This window comes from Streptomyces sp. NPDC002537 (assembly GCF_053594975.1).
In genome coordinates this window covers 1-10,306 of the sequence record NZ_JBSFWT010000146.1, presented here as the reverse complement: position 1 = coordinate 10,306, position 10,306 = coordinate 1, and the positions used below count along the sequence as shown (strand labels likewise).

The following is a 10,306-nucleotide window of genomic DNA, read 5'->3' as shown; positions in this document are numbered from 1 at the left end:
AAGGACGTGGCCCGGCTCGGGCCCAAGGCGTTCGAGCAGTGCGCGGGCTTCCTCCGGATCCGCCAAACGCCGGACGGGCTGGATTTGGTGCCCAGGGCGGGCTGGATTGCCGCCCAAGGTGAGCTGGTTTCGTCGGCGTAGGACGACTGGGGGTGCCACCCGGGACGAGCCGGTTTCTCGCCATAGGACGGCTGGGGTGCCACCCGGGACAAGCTGGCTTCGTCGCCACGGGACGGCCGGATTGCCATCCGGGGCGAGCCGGTTTCGCCGCCACAGGACGGCTGGGTTGCCGCCCGAGGTGAGCTGATTTCGCTGGCGTAGGACGGCTGGGTTGCCGCCCGGGACAAGCCGGTTTCTCGCCATAGGACGGCTGGACTGCCGCCCAGGACGAGCTGGTTTCGCCGCCGTAGGACGGCTGGACCGCCGCCCGAGACGAGCTGGTATCACCGCCATAGGACGGCTGGATTGCCGCCCGGGGCAAGCTGGTATCGCCACCGCAGGCGGCTGGACTGCTGTCCGGGGCGGACTGGATGTCGTAGGCCGGGTCCGCGGTTTCGAGGCTGCGGTCCGTGGAATCCAGCCCCTGGGGGTCCCCCCGGACGGAGTCTGGGGGAGTTTGAGGACACCGCGCGAAGCGTGGTCCGGGGGTCCGGGGGCGCAGCCCCCGATTCCGGAGGCCCGGGGTGGGGGCCACGGGGGCGCAGCACCCGTTCCGGGGTCCGGGGGCGCAGCCCCGGGTCGGGGGTCCGGGGGCGCAGCCCCCGCCATGGGCCAGGGCCCAGGGGAAGGGGCAGCAGACTGCTCAGGCGTGGCCGAGGTCCGCGTCCACGGGTTCCTCGCCGCGGAGCGGCAAGGGGTCGACCAGGGTCTCGTCGATGACCGGCTCCGAGGGCCGCGGAGCCTTCGGCATGACGGCCGCCTCGGAGTGGCCGCCGCAGCCGTAGGACAGGGACACGACGTGGCCGTCCGCCGGGCCGAACTCATTGGCGCAGACGCCGAAGGCCTGGCCGAGCTGGCCGCCGAGCCGGACCAGGAAGCCGCAGCTCACGCAGGACGCGGGGGCGGCCTGGGCCATGGGGGTCTTCGCGCCGTGGGTGTCGTCCCAGCGGTCGGCGGCGGAGTAGAGGCCGTAGCGGGACAGGACGCGGGCGCGCCGCATGCCGAGTTCCTCGGCGACGGCGGCGATGGAGCCGCGGGCGGGCGGCGCGGCCTGGACGGCGGGCGAGCCGACGGTGACGTCGGCGTCCTCGGCCTCGCCGAGCCGGTCCATCTCCTCGGCGAGGGCGGAGTTGGGCGGAGGCGCGTCCTCGCCGGTCCAGCCGGGCTCCAGGCGGATGTCGTCGGCCTCGGTGGGGAGGAGGTCGCCGGGGCCCATGTCGCCGGGGCGCAGGCGCTCGCTCCAGGGCACCCACTCGGGGGCGAGCAGGGCGTCGGAGCCGGGCAGCAGGACGGTCTCGTCGAGGGTGACGGCCTTGGCGCGGGAGGCGCGGGCGACGGTGACGGCCCAGCGCCAGCCGCGGTAGCCGGGGTCGGTGCAGGCGAAGTAGTGGGTGACGACGCGGTCCCCGTCGGCGACGACCTCGATGTGGCCGCCGACCGTGCCCGGCCTGGCCGCTTCCTCAGCCGCCGTACGGGCGAGTTCGACCGCCTCGGCGCACAGGCGGTCCGGGGTACGGCTTCGCATCGCAGCACTCACAAGAATCGATTCTCTCTTCCACGCCGTCTCACGAGTGCGCCAGCCGAACGGCCGGGTCGGCGGACGGAGCGGACCGGAGGACCGCGTCGACGTCCGCGCCCGAACGGCCTCGGGCGCACCTAGTCACTCCCATTCTGCGGGATCCAGACTCGGCGCGCGGCCAAGAACGACCGCCGGTGGCGCGTTGTGCACGCTACCCCGCCGGGACACCCGGGGGATACCCGGGCTTCGGCGAGCCCCCCGGGAACCGTGCCCGTGAGCCCGCCGGGGGCGCCCCGAGGAGGGGCCGGGAGTGCCGTGCGCCGTTCCGGGTGGGGCAGTATGGCGTGGTGGGAGCCATCCGGTCAGCCGAAGGCGGCCCGCTCCGCCGTGCGGTCCGGGGCGTGGGCCGCGTGCTGCGCAGCCCGTTCACGGGGGCGGCGCGGGGCGTCCGCAGGGCCACGCACGCGCACGGCGCGGGCGAGTCGGGGCTGGGCAAGCTGATCGAGCTGCACGCGGTGCACTCGGCGGGCGACATGCTGATCACGGTGGCGCTGGCGTCCACGGTGTTCTTCTCGGTGCCGACGGACCAGGCGCGCGGACGGGTGGCGCTGTACCTGGCGGTGACGATGGCACCGTTCACTCTTCTGGCCCCGGTGATCGGGCCGCTGCTGGACCGGCTGCCGCACGGCCGCCGCGCGGCGATGGCCGGCGCGATGATCACGCGGGCGCTGCTGGCGCTGGCGATGTCGGGCGCGGTGGCGAGCGGCGGGCTGGAGCTGTACCCGGCGGCGCTGGGCGTGCTGGTGGCGTCGAAGGCGTACGGGGTGGTGCGGTCGGCCGTCGTGCCCCGGCTGCTGCCTCCGCGCATCTCTTTGGTCAAGGCGAACTCCAGAGTGACCCTGGGCGGGCTGTTGGCCACGGGTGTGGCGGCCCCGCTCGGCGCGGGGCTGCACCAGCTGGGACCGGCGTATCCGCTGTACGGGGCGTTCCTCGTGTTCGTCCTGGGCACCGTGCTGTCGTTCTCGCTGCCGCACAAGGTGGACTCGGCGAAGGGCGAGGCGCGGGCGCGGCTGGTGTCGGGCGAGCGGCGGCCCCATCTGCGGCCCGCGCTGGAGCGGCGCAGGACCGCGCTCACGGGCCGGGTCGCCCCGAACCGGAAGACGAAGCGCAAGCCGCGGAACAAACAGCCCAGGCCCGGCCTGCGTACGGTCGGCGCCTCCGTCCTGCACGCCCTCCAGGCCAACAGCGCGATGCGCATGCTGTCCGGCTTCCTCACCTTCTTCCTGGCGTTCCTGCTGCGCGTGCACCCGATCGGGGGCCTGAGCCCGGCCATGTCGCTGGGCATCGTGGCGGTCGCGGCGGGCGGCGGCAACGCCCTGGGCACGGCGATCGGCGCGCTGCTGCGCTCCCGCGGCCCGGAGAAGACGATCGCGCTGGTGCTGACGCTGTCCCTGGGGGCGACGGTCGCCGCCGCCGCGTTCTTCAGCGCCTTCTTCGTGGCGGTGGTGGCGGCCGTGGCGGGCATCGCGCAGGCGCTCGGCAAGCAGTCGCTGGACTCGCTGATCCAGCGGGATGTGCCGGAGGAGGTGCGGACGTCCGCGTTCGCCCGCTCCGAGACGCTGCTCCAGATGTCCTGGGTGGCCGGCGGCGCGATCGGCATCCTGCTGCCGCTGCACGGCGTGCTGGGTATGTCGGTGGCCGCCGGGGTGCTCGCACTGGGTGTGGCCACTGCCGTACGGGGGCTGCTGACGGCGGCCCGGCGCGGCTCGCCGCACCCGCGCGTGGCGTGAGTGAGCGGGCCCGATAGCCTGCCCGCATGACCGTTGCGTTTTTCCAGGGCAAGCGCCGACGTGCCGCTGCCGCTGTCGGGGCCGTCGCCTTCGGGCTCGTCGCCCTCTCCGCCTGCGACAAGCCGACGCCCCTGGCGACGGTGACCGTCGGTTCCGACACCGTGACCACCGAGGCCACCTGCTTCAACGAGGACAAGGCCCTCGACCAGGCCGGCCTCGAGAAGTGCCTGGGCGACGACAAGTCGGCCAAGACCATCAAGGTCAAGCCGGGCGACAAGGTCCACGTGGGCGTGGAGCCGAAGATCGCCGATGAGGGCTGGTTCGTGGTCAGCGGCAAGCAGCAGCGCAACGGCCGGACGAAGCAGACGTACGCGACGTTCGACGGCGAGCAGCTCTTCGTCAACCAGCAGCTCCAGTCCCTGTCCCAGGACACCGTGCTGTCCGTCATCAGCAAGAACGGCGTGTGGAGCGTCAAGCTCCAGCTCGACAACAACTGACGGGCCGGAGGCCCCCGCTGATGCGCGTACTCGTCGTCACCGCCGTCGCGGCGGAACGTGACGCGGTCGTCCGCGGCACCATGGGGGCCCCCTCCGGTGCCCCGGCGGAGTCGGTGGAGTCGGTGGAGCTGGCGGTGCCGGGATTCGCCCTGCACCGCCCGGTGTCGGCCGTGCCCGGCCCGCTCCCCCTCGTCGTCGACGTACTGGCCGCCGGGGTCGGCCCCGCGGCGGCCGCGGCCGGCGCCGCGACCGCCCTGACGGCGGCCGCCGTCTCCGGCAGCCCGTACGACCTGGTGGTCTCGGCGGGCATCGGCGGCGGCTTCACCGGCACCGCGACGGGCGCCCCGGTGGGTTCCGTCGTCGTGTCCGACGCGATCGTCGCCGCCGACCTGGGCGCCGAGACGCCCGAAGGCTTCCTCCCCGTCACCGAGCTGGGCTTCGGGACCGTCGAACACCGGCCGCCCGAGGCCCTTGTGGCGGCCGTGGCCCGCGCGACCGCCGCGCGGCGCGGCGAGGTGCTGACCGTGTCGACGGTGACCGGCTCCGCCGAACGGGCCCGGTCGCTGGTGGCGCTGCGCCCCGGCGCGCTCGTCGAGGCCATGGAGGGCTTCGGGGTCGCCGAGGCCGCCGCCGCGCACGGGGTGCCGGTGCTGGAGATCCGCGCGGTCTCCAACCCGGTGGGCCCGCGCGACCGCGCCGCGTGGCGCATCGGCGAGGCACTCGAAGCCCTGGCGGGCGCGTTCGCGGCACTGCCGGAGGCCCTCGCGGAGGCGGCCGGGAAGGCCGCCGCGCTCCCCCGCGTTCCTCCCGCGTGACCCCGCGCCCGGCCCGGCCCACGGCCCGTCAGGACGCGTCGGCGGGCACCGAACTGTCCACGCACGCGAGGAGGATCCCCATGAGCGAGCCGCTCAAGATCGCATATTCGCCCTGCCCCAACGACACCTTCGTCTTCGACGCCTGGGCACACGGCCGCGTCCCCGGGGCCCCCGCCCTCGACGTGACGTTCGCCGACATCGACATCACCAACGGCATGGCGGAGCGCGGCGAGTTCGACGTGCTCAAGGTGTCGTACGCGGTGCTGCCCTGGGTCCTGGAGGAGTACGCCCTGCTGCCGTGCGGCGGGGCCCTGGGCCGCGGCTGCGGCCCGCTGGTGCTGACCCGGGAGCCGGGCGCGGCCGCGGATCTGACGGGGAGGACGGTCGCCGTGCCGAGCGAGCGCTCGACGGCCTATCTGCTCTTCCGGCTGTGGGCCGCGGCGGAGGTGCCGGGCGGGGTCGGCGAGGTGGTCGTGCTGCCGTTCCACGAGATCATGCCCGCCGTCCGGGACGGCAAGGTGGACGCGGGCCTCGTCATCCACGAGGCCCGGTTCACGTACCGGAACTACGGTCTGCACTGCCTGGCCGACATGGGCAAACACTGGGAGGACAGCACCGGCCTGCCCATCCCGCTCGGCGCGATCATCGCCAAGCGCTCGCTGGGCGCCGCGCGGCTGCGCGAGCTGGCACAGGCCGCGCGCACCTCGGTGCAGATGGCCTGGGACGACCCGGAGGTCTCCCGGCCCTATGTGCTGGAACACGCCCAGGAGATGGACCCGGCCGTCGCCGACCAGCACATCGGGCTCTACGTCAACGAGTTCACGGCCGACCTCGGCGAGGACGGCTACGCCGCGGTGCGCGGGCTGCTGACCCGCGCCGCGGCCGAGGGGCTCGTGCCGCCCCTCGGTCCGGAGGCACTGGAATTCGCCTGACGGCGGGTCCCCCCTGAAGAAGCTCCTGACGAAAGCGCCTGACAGAAGCTCCTGACGGAAGCGGTGGTCAGACGTCCAGCTGGTCGGCCACCGCCCGCAGCATCCCGGCGATCTTCGCGCCATGGGCCTTCTCGGGGTAACGGCCGCGCTCCAGCTGCTGGGTCACGTTCTCCAGCAGCGTGGTCAGGTCCTGGACGATCGAGGCCAGCTCATCGGGCTTACGGCGCTGGGCGGCCGCCACCGACGGGGCCGGTTCGAGCAGCGTCACGGTGAGCGCCTGGTCGCCGCGCTGGCCGGCCACGACGCCGAACTCCACCCGCTGACCGGGCTTGAGGGTGTCGACCCCGTCCGGGAGCACCGAGGAGTGCACGAAGACGTCGCCGCCGTCGTCGCGGGAGAGAAAGCCGAAGCCCTTCTCACTGTTGAACCACTTGACCTTGCCGGTAGGCACGTCTGTCCTCGTCCTCGTGTCTCGTCGGAAATACGGAAAGGGTCTGCAATCAACGGAAAAACAGCTCTTGATAGCACTACAGCGGGCCGTAAGACCCGCTCCCCCCAAGGCTAATGGTCCCGGGCCCGGTGACAAGACGTCCTTTTCCGTGCGGCGGTGGGGCCACCATGCCGACGGCTAGGGATCTACCCTGGTCAGGTGAGTAGCGAAACTCCCCGGGACGGGGATCTGCTGGTACGCATCGGCGCCATCGTCTTCCTCGTAGGCGCGGTGGCCACCCTGGCGACGGTCGCCCCGCTCTTCCTGGGCGCCGATCCGCTGCCGCCCGCAGCGTACTTCGTCTGCATGCTGATGGGGGTCGGATTCCTGATCGCGGCCGCCGGAGTGCTGCGTTCCATCGCCGCGCAGCGCCGTCAGGCGCGGGCCTCGCTCTCGGCGGCGCTCGCCGACGCGGTGTCCGGGCCGTCCGCCTCGCCGCGGTAACCGCGCAGCCAGTCCGGGAAGTCCGTGAGGTCGGCCAGCAGCACATCCGCCCCCGCGGCGCGCAGTTCCTTCTCGTCACACGGGCCCGTCGCGACCGCTACGGACAGCGCACCGGCCGTACGCGCGCCGCGCACGTCGCCCGTATGGTCACCGACGTAGACCGTCGCGTCGTGCGCGCGGAGCGCCGAAGCCTTGGCCTCCGCCCAGAGGTCGCCGACGAGGGCGTCGGGGGCGAGCCCGAGGTGGTCCAGGTGGAGCCGGGCGTTGCGCTCGTACTTGGCGGTGACGACGACCGAGCGGCCGCCCAGTTCCCGTACGGCGGCGAGCGCCTCGCGGGCCCCGGGCATGGCGACGCTCGCGTCGATGGCGACCGTCGGGTAGAGCGCGCGGTAGCCGTCGGCGGCCTCCGCTATCCGGTCCGCGGGGAACCAGTGGGCCAGCTCCTGCTCCAGCGGCGGCCCCACCCGGGAGCACACCAGGTCGACGTCGATGTACGTGCCGGTGGCCGCCGCCAGTGAGGTGTACGCGGCCCTGATGCCCGGTACGGAGTCGATCAGGGTCAGGTCGAGGTCGAAGCCGACGGTGAACGCGTGCCGCGGTTGCGAGGTCATGCCCCACATTCTGCCGGGTTGCCCCACCCGTACACTTAGCGTCGCCTAACTTGGCCCCGGTACGAGCCACGAAGTGGAAGCGATGTCAGCCGCCGTCCCGATCAGCAGCCCCAGGTCCCCACGGGTCCGGCGCCGCGTCGGCTGGACGGCGGCAGCGGTCGTCGCCCTGCTGGCCGCGGTGCTGCTCAGCCTCGCCGTGGGGGCCCGCGCCACCGCGCCCTCCCAGGTCTTCGACGCGCTGTGGAACGACTCCCCCGGCACGGCGGGCGCGGTCGTCCGCGAGATGCGGCTGCCCCGCACCGTCGTCGGCCTGATGGTCGCCGCCGCCCTCGCCGTCGCCGGAACGGTCCTGCAGGCCATCACCCGCAATCCGATCGCCGACCCCGGCATCCTCGGCATCAGCCACGGCGCCTCGCTGGGCGTGGTCCTCGCGATGACCGTGGCCGGGGTGCAGTCGCTGTCCGGCTACGTCTGGTGGGCCTTCGCGGGCGCCGCCCTCGCCTCCGTCGCCGTCTACGCGATCGCGGCGCGCGGCCGCGGCGGCGCCACCCCCGTCAAACTGGCGCTGGCCGGGGCCGCGATCAACGCCCTGCTGCTGTCCGTCGTGCACGCCGTCCTCACCACGCACGCCCAGGTCCTGGACCGGTTCCGGTTCTGGCAGGTCGGCTCGCTGCCCAGCCTGGACACCGGGATCGCGGCCAGGCTCTGGCCGTTCCTGCTGGCCGGCACCGTGCTGGTGCTCTCCGTGGCCCGCGGCCTGGACGCGCTGGCGCTCGGCGAGGACGTGGCCAAGGGCCTGGGGCAGAACGTCGCGGCCGTACGGATCGTCGGCGGCATCGGCGCCACCGTCCTCACCGGCGCGGGCGTCGCCGCGGCCGGTCCGATCGCCTTCGTCGGCCTCGCCGTGCCGCACATCGCCCGCGCGCTGGTCGGCACCGACCACCGCTGGCTGCTGCCCATGTCGGCGCTCCTCGGGCCGGTGGTGCTGCTCGTCGCCGACACCGTCGGCCGGATCGTCTTCCCGCCGAGCGAGGTCCCGTCCGGCGTGATGACGGCGCTCATCGGGGTGCCGTTCCTGATCGCGCTCGTCCGCCGCAAGAAGGCGGTGGCCGCGTGACCCTCCCCCTCGCCCGCCCGGCCGGGTACACCCTCGTGCGCGCGGGCCGCGGCTCGTTCCTCGTGCACCGGCGGGCCACCGCCGTCGCCCTCGTTCTGACCGCGCTGCTGACCGCCGCCTGCCTGACGTACCTGTGCGCGGCGCAGGCGTTCGTGGCACCGGCCGAGGTGCTGAAGGTCGTCCTCGGGCGGCCGTCGCCGGACGAACTGACCGTCGGCACCTTCCGGCTCCCCCGGATGACCGTGGGCGTGCTCGTCGGCGCGGCCTTCGGGGTCGCCGGGGCACTGATCCAGACCGTCTCCCGCAACCCCCTGGCCAGCCCCGACATCATCGGCGTGACCCAGGGCGCGAGCGCGCTGACCGTCGGCGCGATGACGTTCGGCGTCACCTCGTACGCCGCCCTGCCCTACGTGTCGGTCGCCGGCGGGCTGCTCGCCGCCGCCCTCGTGTACGTCTTCGCGTGGCGCGGCGGGCTGCACGCCACCCGCTTCGTCCTCATCGGCATCGGCTTCGCGGTCGCGCTGCGCTCGGTCACCAACCTGTTCATGACCAAGGGCGACTACCTGGTCGCCCAGCAGGCCAAGGTGTGGATGACCGGCTCGCTCGGCGACCGCGGCTGGGCCGAGGCCGTCCCGGTGGCCTGGGCGCTGCTCCTGCTGACACCCTTCGTGTGCTGGGCGGCACGCGCGCAGCGCACCGTGTCGCTGGACGACGACACGGCGACCGCGCTCGGCGTCCGGCTGAACCGGGTACGGCTGGGACTCGCCGTCCTCGGCGTCGTCCTGGCCTCCGTCGCCACCGGCGCGGCCGGGCCCGTCGACTTCGTGGCCCTGCTCGCCCCGCAACTGGCCCGCCGGATGACGCGCACGGCCCAGATCCCGCTGCTGTGCTCGGCGTTGACGGGCGCGGTCGTCGTGGTCGTCGCCGACCTGCTGGGCCGCAAGCTGTTCGAACCGACGCAGCTGCCCGTGGGCGTACTGACCGCCGCCGTCGGCGCCCCCTATCTGATCTGGCTCATCATCAGGGGCCGTACCGGAGGAAAAGCGTGACCGAGACCGACACCGCGGCCGCCCGCCCGGCCCGGCTCACCGCCCGCGGCCTGACCCTCGCCTACGAGGAACGCACCGTCGTGGACGGCCTCGACGTGGCGATCCCGGACGGCGCGGTCACCGTCGTCGTCGGCCCGAACGCCTGCGGCAAGTCGACCCTGCTGCGCGCCCTCGGCCGGCTGCTGAAGCCCGCGCGCGGCTCCGTGCTCCTCGACGGCACCGAGCTGTCCCGCATCCCCACCCGCGCGATCGCCCAGTCGCTCGGCCTGCTGCCGCAGACCCCCGTCGCCCCCGAGGCCATCACCGTCGCCGACCTCATATCCCGCGGCCGCCAGCCGCACCAGCGCTGGTGGCAGCAGTGGTCGGACGAGGACGAGCGCGCCGTCACCGAGGCGATGGCCCGCACCGACACGACCGCCCTCGCCGACCGGTCCGTCGACGAACTCTCCGGCGGCCAGCGGCAGCGCGTCTGGATCGCCATGGCCCTCGCCCAGGAGACGGACCTGCTCCTCCTGGACGAGCCGACGACCTACCTCGACATCTCCCACCAGGTCGAGGTCCTGGACCTGTGCCGCCGCCTCAACCACGAACGGGGGCGGACGGTGGTGGCGGTGCTGCACGACCTGAACCAGGCGGCGCGCTACGCCGACCATCTGATCGCGATGAGGGACGGCCGGATCGTCGCCCAGGGGGCACCCTCCGATGTGGTGACCGCGGATCTGGTCCGCGACGTCTTCGGTCTGGAGTCAGTGGTGGTCGCCGACCCGGTGACCGGGGGGCCGCTGGTGCTCGGGCGAGGAGGTCGGCGATACGGTGCTGCATGTCATCAGCTCCTGGTGTTGCTGGTGGCCATGCCCCCGGACCGGTCGCACGGTCGCGGGGG

At 73.7% G+C, this 10,306-nt stretch carries 11 protein-coding genes; 8 read left to right on the top strand and 3 right to left on the bottom strand.

Annotated features, from left to right (window positions below):
• Positions 1–802: 802 nt before the first annotated feature.
• On the bottom strand, positions 803–1,684 hold the full coding sequence (locus ACWD4A_RS34240; RefSeq protein WP_451200201.1) for a DUF3027 domain-containing protein: 882 nt from the start codon (positions 1,682–1,684) through the stop codon (positions 803–805).
• 341 nt (positions 1,685–2,025) lie between these two features.
• On the opposite strand from ACWD4A_RS34240, the gene ACWD4A_RS34235 reads away from it, so the two are divergent.
• The 4 genes from ACWD4A_RS34235 (at position 2,026) to ACWD4A_RS34220 (ending at position 5,712) form a co-directional block, all read left to right on the top strand.
• Positions 2,026–3,468 (top strand): MFS transporter, encoded by a 1,443-nt coding sequence (locus tag ACWD4A_RS34235; RefSeq protein WP_451200198.1) that lies wholly within the window; start codon positions 2,026–2,028, stop codon positions 3,466–3,468.
• 26 nt (positions 3,469–3,494) lie between these two features.
• Positions 3,495–3,965: a hypothetical protein gene (locus ACWD4A_RS34230; protein ID WP_451200195.1), complete on the top strand. Its 471-nt coding sequence runs from the start codon at positions 3,495–3,497 to the stop codon at positions 3,963–3,965.
• A 20-nt stretch (positions 3,966–3,985) separates the two neighbouring features.
• A complete protein-coding gene (locus ACWD4A_RS34225) occupies positions 3,986–4,780 on the top strand; it encodes a futalosine hydrolase (protein WP_451200192.1) in 795 nt (264 codons plus the stop codon).
• 80 nt (positions 4,781–4,860) lie between these two features.
• Positions 4,861–5,712, top strand: coding sequence for a 1,4-dihydroxy-6-naphthoate synthase (locus ACWD4A_RS34220; protein WP_451200190.1), 852 nt, complete (start codon positions 4,861–4,863; stop codon positions 5,710–5,712).
• A gap of 67 nt (positions 5,713–5,779) precedes the next feature.
• Here ACWD4A_RS34220 and ACWD4A_RS34215 read toward each other — a convergent pair whose 3' ends face one another.
• Entirely contained in the window at positions 5,780–6,163 is a 384-nt protein-coding gene (locus tag ACWD4A_RS34215; protein WP_451200187.1) for a cold-shock protein, read from the bottom strand.
• Between the two features lie 198 nt (positions 6,164–6,361).
• On the opposite strand from ACWD4A_RS34215, the gene ACWD4A_RS34210 reads away from it, so the two are divergent.
• Positions 6,362–6,646 carry a hypothetical protein gene (locus ACWD4A_RS34210; protein WP_451200184.1) on the top strand — a complete coding sequence of 95 codons (285 nt, stop codon included), beginning with the start codon at positions 6,362–6,364 and terminating at the stop codon, positions 6,644–6,646.
• On the opposite strand, the gene ACWD4A_RS34205 is transcribed toward ACWD4A_RS34210, so the two are convergent.
• Positions 6,577–7,257 (bottom strand): HAD family hydrolase, encoded by a 681-nt coding sequence (locus tag ACWD4A_RS34205; RefSeq protein WP_451200182.1) that lies wholly within the window; start codon positions 7,255–7,257, stop codon positions 6,577–6,579. The genes ACWD4A_RS34210 and ACWD4A_RS34205 overlap by 70 nt on opposite strands.
• A gap of 82 nt (positions 7,258–7,339) precedes the next feature.
• Between ACWD4A_RS34205 and ACWD4A_RS34200 the strand changes: the two genes are divergently transcribed.
• The 3 genes from ACWD4A_RS34200 to ACWD4A_RS34190 form a co-directional block, all read left to right on the top strand.
• Positions 7,340–8,374 (top strand): FecCD family ABC transporter permease, encoded by a 1,035-nt coding sequence (locus tag ACWD4A_RS34200; protein WP_451200180.1) that lies wholly within the window; start codon positions 7,340–7,342, stop codon positions 8,372–8,374.
• The gene (locus ACWD4A_RS34195) at positions 8,371–9,423 is read left to right on the top strand and encodes a FecCD family ABC transporter permease (RefSeq protein WP_451200178.1); all 1,053 of its coding nucleotides are present in this window, start codon (positions 8,371–8,373) and stop codon (positions 9,421–9,423) included. Before ACWD4A_RS34200 ends, ACWD4A_RS34195 begins: the two co-directional genes overlap by 4 nt.
• On the top strand, positions 9,420–10,306 hold an 887-nt coding region (locus ACWD4A_RS34190; RefSeq protein WP_451200175.1), incomplete at its 3' end, for an ABC transporter ATP-binding protein. The genes ACWD4A_RS34195 and ACWD4A_RS34190, both read left to right, overlap by 4 nt.